At 72.2% G+C, this 18437-nt stretch carries 17 protein-coding genes; 10 read left to right on the top strand and 7 right to left on the bottom strand.

Features of this window, described 5'->3' with window-relative positions; translation table 11 throughout:
- Positions 1–5: 5 nt before the first annotated feature.
- From JXZ78_RS07745 to JXZ78_RS07735, 3 genes are all read left to right on the top strand, one after another.
- Entirely contained in the window at positions 6–1229 is a 1224-nt protein-coding gene (locus JXZ78_RS07745; protein WP_030020831.1) for an arginine deiminase, read from the top strand.
- Positions 1230–1372: 143 nt separating this feature from the next.
- The gene (gene argF / locus JXZ78_RS07740; protein WP_030020830.1) at positions 1373–2374 is read left to right on the top strand and encodes an ornithine carbamoyltransferase; all 1002 of its coding nucleotides are present in this window, start codon (positions 1373–1375) and stop codon (positions 2372–2374) included.
- Between the two features lie 224 nt (positions 2375–2598).
- A complete protein-coding gene (locus JXZ78_RS07735) occupies positions 2599–4062 on the top strand; it encodes an amino acid permease (protein ID WP_030020829.1) in 1464 nt (487 codons plus the stop codon).
- 14 nt (positions 4063–4076) lie between these two features.
- On the opposite strand, the gene JXZ78_RS07730 is transcribed toward JXZ78_RS07735, so the two are convergent.
- Positions 4077–4601, bottom strand: coding sequence for a DUF6790 family protein (locus tag JXZ78_RS07730; protein WP_030020828.1), 525 nt, complete (start codon positions 4599–4601; stop codon positions 4077–4079).
- A gap of 56 nt (positions 4602–4657) precedes the next feature.
- Between JXZ78_RS07730 and JXZ78_RS07725 the strand changes: the two genes are divergently transcribed.
- The 4 genes from JXZ78_RS07725 (at position 4658) to JXZ78_RS07710 (ending at position 9057) form a co-directional block, all read left to right on the top strand.
- Positions 4658–5131, top strand: coding sequence for a MarR family winged helix-turn-helix transcriptional regulator (locus JXZ78_RS07725; RefSeq protein ID WP_030020827.1), 474 nt, complete (start codon positions 4658–4660; stop codon positions 5129–5131).
- Between the two features lie 110 nt (positions 5132–5241).
- Positions 5242–5745, top strand: coding sequence for a hypothetical protein (locus JXZ78_RS07720; RefSeq protein ID WP_050502575.1), 504 nt, complete (start codon positions 5242–5244; stop codon positions 5743–5745).
- A gap of 175 nt (positions 5746–5920) precedes the next feature.
- Complete coding sequence (locus tag JXZ78_RS07715; protein ID WP_030020825.1) at positions 5921–6748, top strand: enoyl-CoA hydratase family protein; 828 nt, start codon at positions 5921–5923, stop codon at positions 6746–6748.
- A gap of 2 nt (positions 6749–6750) precedes the next feature.
- On the top strand, positions 6751–9057 hold the full coding sequence (locus JXZ78_RS07710) for a bifunctional salicylyl-CoA 5-hydroxylase/oxidoreductase (RefSeq protein ID WP_030020824.1): 2307 nt from the start codon (positions 6751–6753) through the stop codon (positions 9055–9057).
- Positions 9058–9096: 39 nt separating this feature from the next.
- Here JXZ78_RS07710 and JXZ78_RS07705 read toward each other — a convergent pair whose 3' ends face one another.
- Positions 9097–10023, bottom strand: coding sequence for an NADP-dependent oxidoreductase (locus JXZ78_RS07705; protein WP_030020823.1), 927 nt, complete (start codon positions 10021–10023; stop codon positions 9097–9099).
- Between the two features lie 77 nt (positions 10024–10100).
- Between JXZ78_RS07705 and JXZ78_RS07700 the strand changes: the two genes are divergently transcribed.
- On the top strand, positions 10101–10457 hold the full coding sequence (locus tag JXZ78_RS07700) for a winged helix-turn-helix transcriptional regulator (RefSeq protein ID WP_030020822.1): 357 nt from the start codon (positions 10101–10103) through the stop codon (positions 10455–10457).
- Positions 10458–10674: 217 nt separating this feature from the next.
- On the opposite strand, the gene JXZ78_RS07695 is transcribed toward JXZ78_RS07700, so the two are convergent.
- Positions 10675–11658: a ScbA/BarX family gamma-butyrolactone biosynthesis protein gene (locus JXZ78_RS07695; protein ID WP_030020821.1), complete on the bottom strand. Its 984-nt coding sequence runs from the start codon at positions 11656–11658 to the stop codon at positions 10675–10677.
- A 236-nt stretch (positions 11659–11894) separates the two neighbouring features.
- On the bottom strand, positions 11895–12491 hold the full coding sequence (locus JXZ78_RS07690; protein WP_238782738.1) for a ScbR family autoregulator-binding transcription factor: 597 nt from the start codon (positions 12489–12491) through the stop codon (positions 11895–11897).
- Positions 12492–12819: 328 nt separating this feature from the next.
- On the opposite strand from JXZ78_RS07690, the gene JXZ78_RS07685 reads away from it, so the two are divergent.
- Positions 12820–13803, top strand: coding sequence for an MDR family NADP-dependent oxidoreductase (locus JXZ78_RS07685; RefSeq protein ID WP_030020819.1), 984 nt, complete (start codon positions 12820–12822; stop codon positions 13801–13803).
- 41 nt (positions 13804–13844) lie between these two features.
- Here JXZ78_RS07685 and JXZ78_RS07680 read toward each other — a convergent pair whose 3' ends face one another.
- Positions 13845–14498, bottom strand: a complete 654-nt coding sequence (locus tag JXZ78_RS07680; RefSeq protein WP_275127550.1) for a TetR family transcriptional regulator — start codon at positions 14496–14498, stop codon at positions 13845–13847.
- 424 nt (positions 14499–14922) lie between these two features.
- Here JXZ78_RS07680 and JXZ78_RS07675 point away from each other — a divergent pair, with 424 nt between their 5' ends.
- Positions 14923–15687 (top strand): HAD family hydrolase, encoded by a 765-nt coding sequence (locus tag JXZ78_RS07675; RefSeq protein ID WP_050502574.1) that lies wholly within the window; start codon positions 14923–14925, stop codon positions 15685–15687.
- A gap of 13 nt (positions 15688–15700) precedes the next feature.
- Here the strand turns inward: JXZ78_RS07675 and JXZ78_RS07670 are convergent, their stop codons facing one another.
- Both JXZ78_RS07670 and JXZ78_RS07665 read right to left on the bottom strand, forming a co-directional pair.
- Positions 15701–16636 (bottom strand): PaaX family transcriptional regulator, encoded by a 936-nt coding sequence (locus JXZ78_RS07670; RefSeq protein WP_033038110.1) that lies wholly within the window; start codon positions 16634–16636, stop codon positions 15701–15703.
- Positions 16633–18288 (bottom strand): AMP-binding protein, encoded by a 1656-nt coding sequence (locus tag JXZ78_RS07665; protein WP_033038108.1) that lies wholly within the window; start codon positions 18286–18288, stop codon positions 16633–16635. Before JXZ78_RS07665 ends, JXZ78_RS07670 begins: the two co-directional genes overlap by 4 nt.
- Positions 18289–18437 lie beyond the last annotated feature (149 nt).

The following is an 18437-nucleotide window of genomic DNA, read 5'->3' as shown; positions in this document are numbered from 1 at the left end:
GGGGCATGGCATTCCATGTCGACTCCGAGGCCGGGCGGCTGCGCCGCGTCATCCTGCACCGCCCCGATCTGGAGCTGAAGCGACTCACCCCGACCAACAAGGACGCCCTGCTCTTCGACGACGTGCTGTGGGTGCGCCGGGCGCGCGCCGAGCACGACGCCTTCGCGGACATCCTCCGGGACCGGGGGGTCGAGGTGCACCTGTTCGCGGATCTGCTGGCCGAGACCCTTGAGGTTCCGGAGGCCCGGACGCTCGTCCTGGACCGGGTCTTCCACGAGAAGGAGTACGGGCCGCTGGCCACCGACCACCTGCGGGCCGTCTTCGACGCGATGCCCGTCCCCGAACTGGTGGAGGCGCTGGTCGGCGGGATGACCAAGCGGGAGTACCTGGCGGCGCACCCGGAGCCCACCTCGGTCCGCTTCCACGTGATGGACCTCGACGACTTCGTGCTGCGCCCGCTGCCCAACCACCTGTTCACCCGCGACACCTCGGCATGGGTGTACGACGGGGTGTCCATCAACGCCATGCGCTGGCCGGCCCGGCAGCGCGAGACCGTGCACTACGAGGCGATCTACCGGCACCACAAGCTGTTCCGCGGCGGCGGCTTCAACGTCTGGTCGGAGGGGCAGGCGGCCTACCCGTCGACCATCGAGGGCGGCGACGTGCTGGTGCTCGGCAACGGCGCCGTACTGATCGGGATGAGCGAGCGGACCACCCCGCAGGCGGTCGAGATGCTCGCGCGCGGCCTGTTCGCGGCGGGGTCGGCCCGGACGATCGTGGCGCTGGACATGCCCAAGCGGCGGGCGTTCATGCACCTGGACACGGTCATGACGATGGTGGACGGCGGAACGTTCACGCAGTACGCGGGGCTGGGGATGCTGCGCTCGTACACGATCGAGCCGGGCGCCGGCGACCAGGAGCTGAAGGTCACCGACCATCCGCCGGAGCACATGCACCGCGCCATGGCGGCGGCGCTGGGCCTGGCCGACATCCGGGTGCTGACCGCGACGCAGGACGTGCACGCGGCCGAGCGTGAGCAGTGGGACGACGGGTGCAACGTGCTCGCCGTCGAGCCGGGCGTGGTGGTGGCGTACGAGCGCAACGTGACCACCAACACCTTCCTGCGCAAGCGCGGCGTCGAGGTCATTACCATTCCGGGAAGCGAGCTGGGACGCGGCCGGGGCGGCCCGCGCTGCATGAGCTGCCCGGTGGAGCGTGATCCGGTGTAGGGGAGGAACCGTCCGCGGCGGGGAAGAGTAGGGGAGGGGTGCGGCGCCGTACGGGGCCGGGACCGGCAGCCGTCCTGAATAGGGATGCGGACTGTCGTATACACTTCCAGTGTCCCGATCGCCGCGACCTAGGAGCCCACCCCATGGCGACAGACCTCAAGGGCCGCCACTTCCTCAAGGAGCTGGACTTCGGCGCCGAGGAGTTCCACGGCCTCGTCGACCTGGCGGCCGAGCTGAAGGCCGCCAAGCGCGCGGGCGAGGAGGTCGCGCGCCTGCGGGGCCGCAACATCGCCCTGATCTTCGAGAAGACCTCCACCCGCACCCGCTGCGCCTTCGAGGTCGCCGCTGCGGACCAGGGTGCCTCGACCACCTACCTGGACCCCGCCGGGTCGCAGATGGGGCACAAGGAGTCGGTGAAGGACACCGCCCGGGTGCTCGGCCGGATGTTCGACGCCATCGAGTACCGCGGCAGCTCGCAGTCGGTCGTCGAGGAGCTGGCCGCGTACGCCGGTGTCCCGGTCTTCAACGGCCTGACCGACGAGTGGCACCCCACCCAGATGCTCGCCGACGTGCTGACGATCAAGGAGCACGCGCCCGGCCGCCCGCTGTCGGAGATCACCCTCGCCTACCTCGGCGACGCCCGCTACAACATGGGCAACTCCTACCTGATCACCGGCGCGCTGCTCGGCATGGACGTACGGATCGTCGCGCCCGAGGGCCTGTGGCCGGACGAGGAGGTCGTCACCCGGGCCAAGGAGCTGGCCGCGCACAGCGGCGCCCGTGTCACCGTCACCGCGGACGTGGCCGAGGGGGTGCGCGGCGCGGACTTCGTCGCGACCGACGTATGGGTCTCGATGGGTGAGCCCAAGGAGGTCTGGGACGAGCGGATCGCGCTGCTCGGCGGCTACGCCGTCACGATGGACGTGCTGCGCGCCACCGGCAACCCGGACGTGAAGTTCCTGCACTGCCTGCCCGCCTTCCACGACCTGGGCACCGCCGTGGGCCAGGAGATCTTCGAGCGGCACGGACTGACCTCCCTGGAGGTCACCGACGAGGTCTTCGAGTCGGCGCACTCGGTCGTCTTCGACGAGGCGGAGAACCGGCTGCACACGATCAAGGCGGTCCTGGTCGCCACCATGGCCTGAGGGCCGCCGGCACGGCCGCGCGGCCCGGCGCCGCGCGGCTTCGTACGCCCGTATTGCATGGCTATACGACCCCATGGGCGATCATGCAGGTATACGGGCTACCATCGAACGGACTCACGGGTACGGGCCCACCGGCCCCGACCCCGCTCCGCGCGCGGCCCACCCTGCCGCGCGCCGCACCAGGCACCGCGCACCACGCTCCACCAGAGATGAGAACCACCCCCATGCCTCCGTCAGGTCCGTCCGGACTGCGCATCAAGTCCCCCGACGTCCTCGTCGCCGAATCCGGCGCGGATCTCGAAGGCCACGGCCTCAAGCGCACCATGGGGCTCTTCCAGCTCGTGTGCTTCGGCATCGGCGCCATCGTCGGCACCGGCATCTTCGTCGGCCTGTCCGACACCGTCGCCCGGTCCGGCCCCGCCGTCCTCGTCTCCTTCGTGCTCGCCGCCGTCACCTGCGTCTTCACCGCCTTCTCCTTCGCGGAGCTGGGCGGCGCGATCCCGGTGTCCGGCAGCTCCTACTCCTACGCGTACGCCACGCTCGGCGAGCGCACCGCGTTCCTCGTCGGCTGGTGCCTGCTGCTGGAGTACGGCGTCTCCGTCTCGGCTGTCGCCGTCGGCTGGGGGCAGTACCTGAACGAGCTGCTGAACAGCCTGGTCGGCTGGCAGCTGCCCGCCGCCCTGTCCAGCCCGCCCGGCGACGGCGGCATCGTCAACGTCCCGGCCGTCGTGGTGATGCTGCTGGCCGCGGTGCTGCTGGTGCGCGGTATCCGGGAGAGCGCCCGCGCGACCGCCGCGATGGCCGTGCTCAAGCTGGGCATCCTGGTCCTGTTCTGCGTCATCGCCTTCACCGCCTTCCAGGACGGCAACCTCACGCCGTTCGCCCCGGAGGGCGTCGCCGGCATCACCTCCGGCGCCTCGGTCGCCTTCTTCTCCTACATCGGCTTCGACGCGATCACCACGGCGGGCGAAGAGGTGAAGAACCCGCGCCGGAACATCCCCACCGCGATCATGATCTGCATCGGTCTGGTCACCGTGCTGTACTGCGTGGTCGCGCTCTCCGCCATCGGCGCGCTCTCCGCCGGCGAGGTCGGCGACAAGCCCGCGGCCCTGTCGCTCGTCGTCAACCAGGTCACCGGCTCCGCCGTCGGCGGCGGCGTGATCGCCTTCGGCGCGGTCGTCGCCATCGCCTCCGTCGTCCTGGCCGTCATGTACGGCCAGACCCGCATCCTGATGTCGATGTCCCGCGACGGGCTCGTGCCCCGGGTCTTCGAACGGATCTCGCCGAAGACCTCCACGCCGGTGGCGGGCACCTGGATCGTCGCCGTGCTCTTCGCGATCCCGGCCGCGGTGGTCCCGCTGGACGTCGTCATGAATCTGACGACCATCGGCACGCTCGCCGTGATGGCCGTGGTCAACGTCAGCGTCATGGTCCTGCGCCGCACCCGCCCCGGCCTGCCGCGCCGCTTCCGGGTGCCGCTCTTCCCGCTCAGCCCGGTGCTCGGCATCGCCTTCTGCGGCTATCTGATCTACGGGACGGGCCCGGCGACCTGGCTCCAGTTCGCCGGGTTCCTGGTGGTCGGTGCGCTCGTCTACGCGCTGTACGGTCGGCGGCACTCCCGGCTGGGCCACAACGGTGCCGGGCCCGCGGGCGACAGGTCCGCGGGCGCCGGGCCCGAAGGCGCGTAGGCGGGCCGCCGCGGTCAGGCGGCCGGGTGGAGGGCGTGGCCGCGGCGGGAGCCGGTGCGGCGGACGTCCCGGGCGGCCAGGGCGATCATGACGGCGGGGATGAGGATGTCGTTGGCCAGGATGCCGCCCGTGTTCCCGGCGGCGTGGTCGCCGTTGGCGAACCACTGGTAGACGTGGCCGATGGCGGCGCCCCACAGGAACGCGGCGGCCGCCAGCCCGCTCGTGAGGCGCTCGCGGGGTGACGCGGACGCGCCGCGGAAGCCCAGTACGGCGAGGGCGAGGTTGGCGAAGGCGATCTCGAACTGGAACGGCGAGTGGGCGAAGCCGATGGCGTCGGCCATGGCTTCGGGGAACGCCAGGAACGTGAGCGTGATCCACAGGCTGCCGATGCCGAGGGCGCCGACGGCCCACCAGCGCTGCCAGATCTCCGCCGTCGGCCGGTCCGGGCTGCGGCGGCAGCTCAGCAGTGCGCCGAGGGCGGGCACCAGCATGAAGAGCAGGGGAAACGTGGTCTGAACGGCGTACGGGAGAGTGTCCATGCCTTGAGTGTTGCATGGTTAATATTAACCGCGCAAGAGTCCGGTAGGCTGGCCGCATGGACGAAGGACTGGCAGAGCTCCTGTATCGCGTGGTCATGCTGATGGGCGAGGCGGCCCGGCGCCGCTCCGGCCCGGACCAGCGCCTGACCCCCAGCCAACTGCGGCTGCTGGGCACCCTCGAAGAGATCCAGCCCGCCACCCAGCACCAGCTCGCCGAGGCCCTGACCCTGTCCGATCCCGCCGTCAGCCGCGCTCTGCGCCCGCTGGAGGCGGAGGGGTACGTGACGATCAGCGTCGACCCCGCCCACAAGCGCCGACGCCTGGTCGCCCTCACGGCGACGGGACAGGCCACCTTCCTGGCCGAGGGCAAGCCCCTGGAGGAGGAATTCCGCACCGCCCTCCTGGCGGCCGGCTTCCCCTACGAGCGCTACCTCGCGGACACCCACCGGCTCGCTGAGCTGCTGACACCCGCGGAGCCGCGCCGCGGAGCCGCGGCCCGGCAGTCGAACGGCACACCGGAAACGGAATGAGCGGGACGGCGTGAGCGGGGGAGGAAACGGCTCCCCGTCGGGAAGCCGGGAAGCCGGGAAGCCGGGAAGCCGGGAAGCCGGGAAGTCAGGAACCGAAGGAAGGAACGTCAGTGGAACCGGAATCCTCGGTGCGGCGTGGGTTCATGGCCCTGAGTGAGGTGGCGTGCCGCTATCGGGCGGACGAGATGCGCCCGGAGGACCTGCCGATGGTCGCTGCCGAGGCGCTCGCAGCCGGACTGGACGCCCCGGCACTGTGCGAGCTGGCCGGCTGGCCGAGCAACGCGGACGTCCGCGACATCCGCGACGCGTTCGAGCAAGCACTTGCCGAGTCGGGGATCGAGCTGCCGGACCGGGAACTGGCGCGGCGCCATGCTCTGCGCCGGATGGCGGCGAAGCTCGTCGACGGCGAAACAGCTCCCGCTGACCTGGCGAGGGACGACTGGTGGGAGACGGAGGCCGAGACCGCGGCGGAGCGGTCGTTCGTGGCGCTGATTCCGCAATGCGAGTGCTGTATCGAGTACACGCTGGGGCTGCATCAGCAGAAGTGGGAGGACCAGCTGCGGAACGCCGCCCTCGCCCTCGTGTCGTCTCCGCCGGTCGGCCCCGGCTGCTGACTCCGGCCGGCGTGCTCGTCCTCGGCTGACGCGTCCCCGGTCGCGGGGTCGGCCGCAGTCGCCGACGCCCCGGCCGGTTATCGCGCACTCGTGACGACAGTCACGCGACGGTGATAACTTCGAAGCGCGATTGCGTGTCTGCACCAGCCGTCCGGCTGAAGGGGGCAGTTGCCCGATGAGCCCGTTCACAGGTTCCGCCCGTACCACCGACACATGGCAGCACATCCGCGTGACCAGGGAAGACGGCATCGTCACCGTCACCCTCGCGCGTCCGGACAAGCTCAACGCGCTCACGTTCGAGGCATACGCCGACCTGCGGGACCTGCTCGCCGAGCTGTCCAGGGAACGGTCGGCGCGCGCCCTCGTCCTCGGCGGTGAAGGCCGCGGCTTCTGCTCCGGCGGCGACGTCGAGGAGATCATCGGCGCCACGCTCGCCATGGACACCGCGCAGCTGCTCGACTTCAACCGGATGACCGGCCAGGTCGTACGGGCCGTACGCGACTGCCCGTTCCCCGTGATCGCCGCGGTGCACGGCGTCGCGGCCGGTGCCGGCGCCGTGCTCGCCCTGGCCGCCGACTTCCGCGTCGCCGACCCCTCGGCCCGCTTCGCCTTCCTCTTCACCAAGGTCGGCCTCTCCGGCGGCGACATGGGCGCCGCCTACCTGCTGCCCCGGGTGGTCGGCCTCGGCCACGCGACCCGGCTGCTGATGCTCGGCGAACCGGTCCGCGCCCCCGAGGCCGAACGCATCGGCCTGCTCAGCGAACTGGCCGAGGAGGGCCGCGCGGACGCCGCGTCCCACATCCTCGCCCGGCGCCTCGCCGAAGGGCCCGCGCTCGCCCACGCCCAGACCAAGGCGCTGCTCACCGCCGAACTGGACATGCCGCTGGGCGCCGCCGTCGAGATGGACGCCGTCACCCAGGCGCTGCTGATGAACAGCGCCGACTACGCCGAGTTCCACGCCGCCTTCACCGAGAAGCGGCCCCCGAAGTGGCAGGGGAAGTAGGGATGGCAGCCCGGAAGGTGGCCGTCGTCGGAGGCGGCCCGGGCGGCCTCTACGCCGCCGTCCTCCTCAAGCGCCTGGACCCGGAGCGCGACATCACCGTCTGGGAGCGCAACGCCCCCGACGACACCTTCGGCTTCGGCGTCGTGCTGTCCGACGAGACCCTCGGCGGCATCGAACACGCCGACCCGCACGTCCACCGCGCGCTCCAGCGCGAGTTCGTCCGCTGGGACGACATCGACATCGTGCACCGCGGGCACACCCTGACCTCCGGCGGGCACGGCTTCGCCGCCCTCGGCCGCCGTACGCTGCTGCGCATCCTCCACGAGCGCTGCCGCTCCCTCGGCGTACGGCTGAACTTCCGTACCCAGGCCCCGCCCGCCGCCGAACTCGCCACCACGCACGACCTGGTGATCGCGGCCGACGGCGTGCACAGCCTGACCCGCGCCGCGCACGCCGACGTCTTCCGGCCCCGCGTCACCACCCACCGCTGCCGCTACATCTGGCTCGCCGCGGACTTCGCGTTCGACGCGTTCCGCTTCGAGATCGCCGAGACCGGGCACGGCGTCGTCCAGCTGCACGGCTACCCGTACGCGCGCCCCGAGCCCGGGTCGGAGCACCCGGACGGGGCCAGTACCGTCATCGTCGAGATGCGTGAGGAGGTCTGGCGCCGGGCCGGCCTGGACCGGTGCGACGAGCGGGAGTCCGCCGAGTGGTGCGCCAAAGCCTTCGCCGACGCGTTGAGCAGCCGCCCGCTGCGCTCCAACAACTCCGTCTGGACCGCGTTCCGCACCGTCGTCAACGACCGCTGGTCGCACGGCAGCACGGTCCTGCTCGGCGACGCCGCGCACACCGCGCACTTCTCCATCGGCTCCGGCACCAAACTGGCCGTCGAGGACGCCCTCGCGCTGGCCGCGTGCCTGGCGGAGCACCCTGATCTCCCCGACGCGCTGGCCGCGTACGAGACCGAGCGGCAACCGGTCGTCGCCTCCACCCAGCGGGCCGCCCGCGCCAGCCTCGCCTGGTTCGAGGAACTGGCGGAGTACACCGGCCAGCCGCCCCGCCGGTTCGCCTTCAACCTGCTCACCCGCAGCCGCCGCGTCACCCACGACAACCTGCGGCTGCGCGACCCGGAGTTCGTCGCGGCGGTCGAGGAGGAAGCCGGCGTGCCGGACGGCACACCGCCCATGTTCACCCCCTTTCGACTGGGCGGACTGACCCTGCGCAACCGTGTCGTGGTCTCCCCGATGGACATGTACTCCGCCGACGGCGACGGCACACCGGGCGACTTCCACCTCGTCCACCTCGGCGCCCGCGCCCTCGGCGGCGCCGGACTGGTGATGACCGAGATGGTCTGCGTCAGCCCCGAGGGCCGCATCACTCCCGGCTGCACGGGCCTGTACGCACCGGAGCACGAGACGGCCTGGCGCCGGGTCACCGACTTCGTGCACGAGCGGTCACCGGGCACCGCCATCGGCGTCCAGCTCGGCCACTCCGGCCGCAAGGGCTCCACCCGCCTCATGTGGGACGGCATCGACCAGCCGCTGCCCGAAGGCAACTGGCCGCTCGTGGCGCCCTCCGCGCTGCCGTACCGCCCCGGCGTCAACCAGATACCGCACGCCCTCACCGAACCTGAACTCGTCGACATACGCGACCAGTTCGTAAGGTCCGCCCGGTCGGCGGCCCGCGCCGGCTTCGACCTCCTCGAACTGCACTGCGCCCATGGCTACCTCCTCTCCGGCTTCCTGTCCCCGCTCACCAACCGGCGCACCGACGCGTACGGCGGCGACCTCGCCGCCCGGCTGCGCTTCCCGCTGGAGGTCTTCGACGCGGTACGCGCCGTCTGGCCCGCCGGCCGGCCCATGACCGTACGGATCTCCGCCACCGACTGGGCCGAGGGCGGCACCACCGCCGAGGACTCGGTGGAGATCGCCCGCGCCTTCGCCGCCCACGGAGCCGCCGCCATCGACGTCTCGACCGGCCAGGTCGTCCCCGACGAGCAGCCCGAGTACGGCCGTTCGTACCAGACCCCGTTCGCCGACCGCATCCGCAACCGCCTGGGCGTCCCGGTGATCGCGGTGGGCGCCGTCTCCTCCTGGGACGACGTCAACTCCCTGCTCCTGGCGGGCCGCGCCGACCTGTGCGCCCTGGCCCGCCCCCACCTGTACGACCCGCACTGGACCCTGCACGCGGCCGCCGAACAGAACTACGCGGGCCCCGGTGCCCCCTGGCCCCTCCCGTACCGCGCGGGCTGCCGCACCCCGCCCACCGGCCGCACGGACGCGCCGAAGCCGCGGCTGAGGCTGGGATGACGCGGCTGGGACCGGGAACGGGACGACGAGGTGAGGGGGTCAGACGGTCAGCACGAGCTTGCCCTGGAGGTGACCGCCGTCGAGCAGCCGGTGTGCGTCGGCGACGCGCTCGAACGGGAACGTCTCTTGCACATGAACCCGGAGCCTGCCCTGTTCGACGAGTGCGACGAGACCGCGCAGGGCGACCGGATCGGGGTCGACCGCGATTCCGCTGAAGCGCATCCCGGCTGCCTCGTACGCGGCGATGAGCCGCGCGTTCTGCTCGGCGACCGCCGTCACCAGGTGGCCGCCCGGGCGGAGCACCCCGAGCGACCGCTCGGCGGTGTCGCCGCCGAGCGTGTCGAGCACGACGTCGATGTCGCGGACCGCCTCGGTGAAGTCGACCGCCGTGTAGTCGACCACCTCGTCGGCGCCGAGCCCCTCGACGAACGTCCGCTTGCTCCCGGCGGCGGTCGCGGTCACGTGCGCGCCGAGCGCCTTCGCGATCTGCACCGCGACATGGCCGACCCCGCCGCCACCGCCGTGCACCAGGACGCGGTCACCCTCGCCCACCCCGCCGAAGTCCACGAGGCCCTGCCACGCCGTCAGCCCGACGACCGGCAGCGCCGACGCCTCGACGTGCGAGAGCGCGGCCGGCTTGCGTGTCAGGTGCAACGCCGGTGCCGACACGGCCTCGGCGTACGCGTTCGCCGTCCGCGGGAACAGCGGCATCCCGAACACCTCGTCCCCGGGCCTGAACCGCCATGTCCGCGCCTCCTCGACCACACCGCTGATGTCCCAGCCGAGGGTGAACGGCGGCCGGCCCACCAGCGGGAACTCGCCGGCCCGCAGCCGCGCTTCCAGCGGATTCAGTCCGATCGCCTTGACACGCACGAGCACCTCGGTCGGAAGGGGCCGGGGCTCGGGCGCGTCCACGACGGTGAGCACCTCGGGACCGCCGAGCGTCCGCTGGGTGATGACTCGCATGACTCTCCTGACTCGGAAAGGGGGGAGGAGAAACCAGGCTAGGTACCCGACAGGAACCAGCGGGTACCTTTGGCACCATGAGCGGTTTCGGCCCCGGTGGTCCCTTCCTCGCCGACTGCCCGGCGCGTATGGCGGTCGAGCTGATCGCCGACAAGTGGACGGTGGTCGTGCTCTACGGTCTCAGCAGGGGTCCGGTGCGCCATGGCGAGCTGATCGGCCTGATCGGTGGCATCTCCCGCAAGATGCTCACCCAGACACTCCGCCGCCTGGAGGCACACGGACTCGTCCGCCGCCACGCCTACGCCGAGGTGCCGCCCCGCGTCGAATACGAACTCACCCCGCTCGGGGAGACACTGATCGAACCGATCCACATGCTCACCGAGTGGGCCATGGCGAACGGCGACGCGGTGCTCGACGCGCTCGACGCCGAGTGAGGTCGGCTCGCCGTCCGATATCGAAGGTGACGTATTTTCCCGGCAGCTCGTCATTCTTCTGCTGCGCGCGGAGCATTTCGCCTTACGCACTCAGGCGCTGTTCACCTTCCGTGTGCATTTACGGTCCCCTGGCCATTTCGGCAGAGGCGGCGAGCCGTTACGTCTTTTCGCCACCCCTGCTTGTCGCGCCTGACGCATACGGTGCGCGTCCCGGGGTTCAGCGCGGCGACCGGCCCGCGGTGCGGGCCGTGAAGACGGGGCGGCCGTTCTGCTGGATGGTGATGTCGAGGTGGTGGCGGCCCTGCGTGGCGTGGCCGGGGGTCACCTCGACCCAGCACGGGGCGTCCAGTTCACCATAGCGGTGGAAGGCGCACTCCATGTCGGCGGGCAGAGAGAAGCCGGGGCCGGCGGCGGCGTGCGCGGCCTGTCGGGCGGCCTCCACCATCAGCATGCCCGGGGCATGGTCCACGGGGTGGTCGAAGAGCACCGGGTGCGCGGTGTTCACCCGTAGCTGCCAGCGGTTGGCGTGGCCGGTGGGGGAGAGGACCACGTCGTTGGTGCGGTCGCGGGCGACCAGTCGGGGGGCGACCGGCTCGGCCAGGTCCAGTGTGCGGGCGTTGGCCCGCTGGACGTCGCTGTACTCGCCGCGCAACCGGCGGTAGACGGCGGGGGTCTGGCAGGCGAAGTGCAGTTCCGCGGTGGCCAGTTCGGCGCCGTCGCGCAGGACGTGGTACCGCAGCCGCGCGCCCGCCAGCCGCCTGCCGCGGTGCAGCAGGTCGTGGTCGGTGATGTGCAGTTCTATCTCGGCGGGTGCGCCGGTGACGCGCAGTGCCTCGGGGCGCAGGGAGTAGCGCAGGGACTGCCAGATGATCGGGTGGTCGAGGGGTACGTCGTGCGCCACGTGAGCCAGCAGGATGCTGGCCTGCCGCATCGTCTCCACGAGCAGCATCGGGTCGTGCAGACCGTCGACCGGGCCGTAGAAACTGTGCGCCCGCGGCCACTGGGCGCTCACCGCCCAGGCGCCGCTCCCCGCGCGGCGCCAGTCGGTCAGGAACACCTCGGACACGGCGGTCCGATGCACGTACTGCCGGGGCACGGTGGTCGTCAGCGGCGGCAGGTCCGAGAGGCTGCGGTGCTCCCGTCCGGCGTACGGACGATGGTCTGCTGCGGTGGACGGCGCGGTGAGCGTGGCGCTGGCCATGCGGGTTCCCTCCCTGGTAGCGGCTCACTCCGCTCGGACGGGGTGGGCCTCGGTGGCGGACCGACGCGGCCCAAGATACAAACCGGATGGTTTGTTTTCTAGTGCTTCCACCGGCTTTCTTACCGGGGAGCACAGGGGATGGAGGCCGGTGCGGAGGGGAATGCCGGCGGCCGGAGTGGCAGCCGGTGCGGGCTGGAGCGGCCGCCGGGGGTGGGGGTGTGCGGCCTGCCGGGCCGTCAGGCCGCGGTCCGTACCGAGCGGCCGTGCGGGTCGAGATGGCTCAGCGCGCCCGGCGAGGCCAGGCCGGGGAGGATGTGCTTCCACAGTGCCGTGACGCGTTCGGGCAGGTCGAGACGGTTGGACGCGGCGTGCGAGAACAGCTGCACCCCCATGTACGCGGAGACGAAGAACTCCGCGGCCCGCTCCGGCGCGATCGCCGGGAGCAGTTCGCCCTTCTCCTTGGCGTCGGCGAACATCGTCGTGACGATGTCGATCCAGGCCTGGTAGGGGACGAGCGGCTCGTCGGTGAACGTGGTCTCGACGGCGATCCGGGTGCCGGCCTGGAGCAGCGGATCGTCCCGCAGCCCTATGGCCACCTGGTGCGTGAAGTCGATGGCGTCCTGTAGCCGGGAGTCGGTGACCTGCGGGATGAAGGGGTCGGTCTGTTCCGCGATGACGGCGCGGGCGAGGGCGTCCTTGGAGGCGAAGTGGAAGTACAGGGCGCCTTTCGTCACGCCGGCCCGCTGGATGATCTCCGCCATCGTGGCCGCTTCGTACCCGCGCGTGCCGATGACCTGGGCCGCCGCTTCGAGGACGGCACGTCGCGTGCGCACTGCGCGTTCCTGCTTGACCACCGATCGTCCTCCGTATGCTTTTCGCGTGCTCTTCGAGGGGGGTGCCGTGCTTGGGGGCAACCTTACGAGTCCGGTCCGTCAGTGTATTTTCGGCACGTTAAAAAAGCCAACCATGCGGTATTGAAACGGGCGGGCCGGCGGTTACCTCGCCAGAGCCCGCCGGAAGCCGCCCATCTCGCAGGAGTCCGCCGTGACCGCATCGAACGCCGTACCCGAACCGCCCGCCCCTTCCGTACCCCCGGCCCCGTCCGCCGGCTTAGCCCCGTCCGCCTCCTCGGTCCCGGAAGTCCCCGCCACCCACCGGGAGATCCGGCTCGCCGCCCGCCTTCGAGGGACCCTCGGGCCGGAGCACTTCACGCTCGCCGAGGCGCCGGTGCCCACCGCGGGCCCGGGCCGGCTGCTCGTACGCAACCGGATCATGGCGGTGACGGCGGCCATGAGCACGATGATGACCGACGCCGAGCTGCCGATGCCGTCCTTCGTGCCGGGGCAGGCGCTGTGGGGATCGGCGCTGGGCGAGGTCGTACGGGCCTCCGGCGGCGGGTTCGCGCCCGGCGACCTGGTGGTGCACCCGTACGGCTGGCGGGAGTTCGCGGCGGTGGAGGAGGGCCGGGCCCGGCGCGTCGAGCCGGGCGAGCTGCCCGATCCCGCCGCGCATCTGTCACAGGGCGCGGCCGCCTGGACCGCGTTGACCCGTGCCGCGCAGGTCGGCTCCGGCGACACCGTGTTCGTGACGGGGGCGGCGGGCGGCGTCGGGAGCATGGCGGGGCTGTTGGCCAAGCGGCTGGGCGCTGTCCGCGTCATCGGGAGCACGGGATCCGCGCACAAGGTCCCGTACTTGAGGCAGACGCTCGGCTACGACGACGTGGTGCTCCGCGGCGCGGGCCCGGTCGAGGAGCAGCTGCGCCGGGCGGCGCCGGAGGGCATCGACGTCCTGCTGGATCTCGTCGGCGGTGAACAGTTGCGCGCGGCGCTCGCCGTGGCCCGTACGGGCGCGCGGTTCGCGCTGGTGGGCGCGCTCTCCGGGCAGTTGGGCGGTGGCGTGGGCATGGCGGCGCCGGTCGAGGTGGACTCCGTGCTCCTGGTGACGCGCCGGGTCACGATGCGGGGCTTCTCGATGGTCGACCACCCCGGTGCGGTCCAGGAGTGGACGGCGGAGTTCGGGCGCGGACTGCGGGACGGCTCCCTGGTCTTCGCCCACACCCGGGTGCGGGGTCTCGACCAGGCACCGCGAGCCCTGCGCGAACTGACGCGGGGCTGTCATACGGGCGCGGTGCTGGTCGAGGTGTGAACGGGCCGGTGGCGGCCGGGTGGTGAGCCGCCGCGGGGTGGTCAGTGGGCCGGTTCCGGTACGGGCCCGGCCGCCGTGTCCGCCCCGCTGGGCAGTAACGATGCCCACAGGTCCGTGACGACGTCCTTCTCCCACCAGGTACGGTCTTCCTGTCCCAGGTGCAGCAGGCCGACGACGAGTGCGGTGAGCAGCCGTGCGGAGCGCCGCGGGTCGTCGCCGGGGGGCAGCTTCCCGGCTGCCTGGTCGGCCGTGATCTTCTCCAGAAAGAGGGCGAACCATCGCTGTTGGAGTGCCGGTTCGGCGATGCCCGGCGCGGTTTCCGGGCGCAGCTGGAGTCCGGCCCGTACGACGACGTCGGTGTCCACCCGGCCGAGCAGCCCGATGGCGAAGTCCCGTACGGCGGCGGGGGCCGGGTGCGGGGCGCGGGCCAGTTCGTCCTCCAGGATCCGCAGGGCGCCGAGGGCCTCGTCCCGTACCGCGAAGGTGAGGTCTTCCTTGGACGCGAAGTGGAAGTAGAGGGCTCCTTTGCTCAGCCGGGCGCGTCGGCTGATGTCGACCATGCCCGAGGCGGGCACGCCCTTCTCGGTGAAGGCCTCGGCGGCCGATCGGAGGAGAGCCTGGCGGCTTTGTATCGCTCGATGCTGCGTCGGCACAGTGTCCGTCCTGTCTCTAGTCCGGCTGTGAGCGCACCGCATTCTACATACTAAACCAACCATGCGGTTCGGAAACTGCCCTAGGGAGTGACTGCTGTTATTCCAGTGATCTTCTGATGCTGGTGGTGCGAACGTGTTTGCTGTTTGTGTCACCCGCCCTCAGTTCCGGTGCCCCCGCGGCGACATGGGACGGTGGCTCTGCGTGCAGGAGGCGACGCAGGGTGCATTGACAAACAGCGCAGACGGTTTTTAAATCTGGCGGAGGCGAGGCAGGGGAGGGGCTCTCCCGGAGCACGTCCGCTCCGGGGCGGGCACGCCACTCCTGGACACCGGTGTGCGCCGGCGCGTCCGCCGCTTGCCGGGTGGGCGCCGTCGGCACGTCTTCCCGCGTCCGGCGCCGTCGTCACGAACGGCGACCGGACCCACAGATGCACAAAGCTCACAGGAAATCGGAAGGTGTCGAGCAATGCGTGATTCAGCGGGAGCCGTGCCACGTCCCCGGGGCGCCGCGCGGGCCGCGGTCGGCGAGACCATCAGGGCCGCCGTCTTCGATCTCGACGGAACCCTCGCCAACACTGTGCCGGCGATCAGCAGGCTGCTGGTCAAGGTCGCCTCCGAACAGGGCCGTTCGGTCACGCCCCGGCAGGCCGCCGCCGCGATCGGCAAGCCGCCGGGGCCGGCCTTCGGCAAGCTGCTGGGCATGCCGGAGGACCACGACGCGGTGGCGGCCGCCATCGGCCGCTACCGCGAGCTGTTCGCGTGCGAAGTGCTGCGCGAGGGGCCGCGGTTACTCTTCCCCGGCGTGGCCGCCGGGCTGTCCGCGCTGCGCGCGCACGGCATCGAGCTGGCCGTGGCGACCTCGAAGGGAACCCGCGGCGCGGAGGCCCTGCTGGACGTGCTGGGCATCCGGGACCTGCTGGGCCCCGTCATCAGCCAGGAGATGGTCCGGCGCGGCAAGCCGCACCCGGAAATGGTGCTGCGGGCCGCCGCCGACCTGGGGGTGGCGCCATGGGAGAGCGCGTACGTGGGTGACACGGTCAGCGACATGCGGATGGCGGTGACGGCCCGTATGGAACCGGTCGCGGTCACCTACGGGGTGGGCAGCTTCGGCGAGTTGGCCGCGGTGGCCGGCACCCGTATGTGCGGCTCCTTCAAGGAGGTCGTCTCCACCATCGCGGCCGCCCGGCCGCGTCCGATGGCCGCCACCGCTTCCCAGCAGCGGAGACGCTGACCGCGCGCGGGCGTCAGGCGGTGGCCGCCGCCCGGCCCGGCCCGTCGAGCGCCGTCCGCACGAACCGGGCGCCCGCCGCCCGTAGCCGTGTGTGCAACTGGCCGAAGACGTCCGCAGCGTGGCCGCCCGGCCAGTCCCCGGGCAGGAGGGGAGAGGGCAGGCCGGGGTCCGCGTACGGGAGGCGGCGCCAGGCGTCGAGCGCGTAGAGGTAGTCGCGGTACGCCGCCTCGGGCCGGCCGGGGCGGCGGCCCGACCAGTGGCGCAGCACCGGCTCGTGGGCCGCCAGGAACGCGCGGTGCCGTCCGGCCAGCGACTCCAGGTCCCACCAGCGCGCCACCGCGTCGGCGGTCGGTTCGAAGCCCGCGTGGGCGCCCGTGAACAGGTCGACGTACGGGGAGAGGCGCAGCCGGTCCAGGGTGTGCCGGGTCTCGTCGTACAGATGGGAGGGCGCGATCCACACCCCCGGCGCAGCCGTGCCGAAACCGAGCCTGGCCAGCCGCGAGCGCAGCAAGTGCCGCTTGTGCCGTTCCTGTTCGGGCACCGAGAAGACGGCCAGCACCCAGCCGTCCGACGGCGCGGGGGACGGCCGGCCGTAGATCCGCCGGTCACCGTCGTCCAGGAGCTGGTGCGCCGCGTCCGAGAGGCCGTACGCGGCGGCTCCCGACTCCGTACGGGCGGCGACCAGCAGCCCGCGGCGCTTGAGCCGGGAGACCGCCGAGCGCACCGACGGCGGGTCGACGCCGAGCACTCCGAGCAGCCTGATCAGCGCGGCGACCGGCACCGGGCCGTCCGGGCCGTCCGCGTGGTCCCCGCCGTCCGGGCCGTCCGCGCGGTCCGCGGCCTTCAGGCCGCCCGGACTGTCCGGGGCGTCCGTCCGTCCGCGCCCGTACGCACCGTAGAAGGTGACGATCAGGGAGCCCGGCGTGCCCTGCGTGTACTGGTCGCTCACGTCATCGTTTCCCGCCTCGTCGTGCTCCGGTCCGCGGCCCCCGGGCCCCCGCCTCCGCCCCCGCGCAACCGGAAGCGCTGGAGCTTGCCCGTCGGCGTCCGGGGCAGCGCGTCGTGAAAGACGATCTCACGCGGGCATTTGTACGGCGCTATCGCCTCCTTGGTGAACGCGCGCAGCACCGCCACCGTCTCCGCCCCGCGCGGCACCCCCGTACGCAGCACGAGGTGGGCCACCACGATCTGGCCGCGCTCCGCGTCGGCCCGTCCGACGACCGCCGCCTCGGCGACGTCGGGGTGGCGCAGCAGGGCGTCCTCGACCTCGGGGCCGGCGATGTTGTACCCGGCCGAGATGATCATGTCGTCCGCCCGTGCCACGTAGCTGAAGTAGCCGTCCGCGTCCCGGACGTAGGTGTCGCCGGTCAGGTTCCAGCCGTCGCGTACGTACTCCCGCTGCCGTGCGTCCGCCAGATAGCGGCAGCCCGTCGGGCCGCGCACCGCGAGCAGCCCCGGCGTCCCGTCCGGCACCGGCCGGCCGTCCGCGTCGACCACCCGCGCCTCGAACCCGGGCACCGGCAGTCCTGTCGTGCCCGGCCGTACCTGCTCGTCGGCGGCGGATATGAAGATGTGCAGCAGCTCCGTCGCGCCGATGCCGTTGATGATGCGCAGCCCGGTCGCCTTCTCCCACGCCCGCCATGTCGCGGCGGGCAGGTTCTCGCCCGCCGACACGCAGCGGCGCAGCGAGGAGAGGTCGTACCCGGGCAGCTTCGTGAGCATGACCCGGTAGGCGGTCGGCGCGGTGAACAGCACGGACACGCGGTGCCGCGCGATGTCGCGCAGCAGTTGCTCCGGGCCGCCCCAGTCGGCCAGGTACGCCGACGCGCCGGCCCGCAGCGGGAAGATCACCAGCCCGCCGAGCCCGAAGGTGAAGCCGAGCGGCGGGCTGCCCGCGAACACGTCGTCCGGGGTGGGCCGCAGCACCTGCGCGGAGAAGGTGTCGGCGATGGCCAGCACGTCGCGGTGGAAGTGCATGCAGCCCTTGGGCCGCCCGGTGGTGCCCGAGGTGAACGCGATCAGCGCGACATCGTCGGCCGCGGTCGGCACCGCTTCGTACGGGCCCGGATGCCGCGCGGCGAGCCGCAGCAGGTCCTCGGGGCCATCCCCGCCGTACGGGGTGATCCGCAGCCCCGGCACACCGGCCGCCGCCAGGTCCCCGACCACCCGTACGTCGCACAGCGCGTGCCGCACCCGGGCCAGGCCGCAGATCGTCGCCAACTCGTGCGGGCGCTGGGCGGCCAGCACGGTCACGGCCACCGCGCCCGCCTTCATCACCGCCAGCCAGCAGGCGGCCAGCAGGGGCGTGGTGGGGCCGCGCAGCAGGACCCGGTGGCCGGGCAGCACACCGAGGTCGTCGGTGAGGGCGTGCGCGATGCGGTCCACCCGCTCGCGCAGTTCCCCGTACGTCCAGACCGTGCCGGACGCGTCCCGGAAGGCCGGGCGGCCGGTGCCCAGCCGCTCGATCGTGGCGTCGAGCAGTTCGGCGCCGCAGTTGAGCCGCCCGGGATACCCGAGGTCCGTGAGGCGCGGCCACTGATCGGACGGCGGGAGGTGGTCGCGGGTGAAGGTGTCGAGGTGTGCCGAAGGCGTCAGGTCCATGCCGGGATGCCCCCTTGCGGACGACGGCGGGGACGCTCGGAACCTTGCTCGGACCTGCCCGGCACCCGGCCGTGGCGTGCGGAGGAAACCGTCCGGGTACTGCCGTGCCGGCCCGCCGTCAGCGTAACGTGTCGGTGACGACAGTCAAC

It is taken from the genome of Streptomyces monomycini, assembly GCF_022271435.1.
In the GTDB taxonomy this organism is placed as follows: domain Bacteria; phylum Actinomycetota; class Actinomycetes; order Streptomycetales; family Streptomycetaceae; genus Streptomyces; species Streptomyces monomycini.
This window is presented reverse-complemented; position numbering and strand designations above follow the sequence as displayed.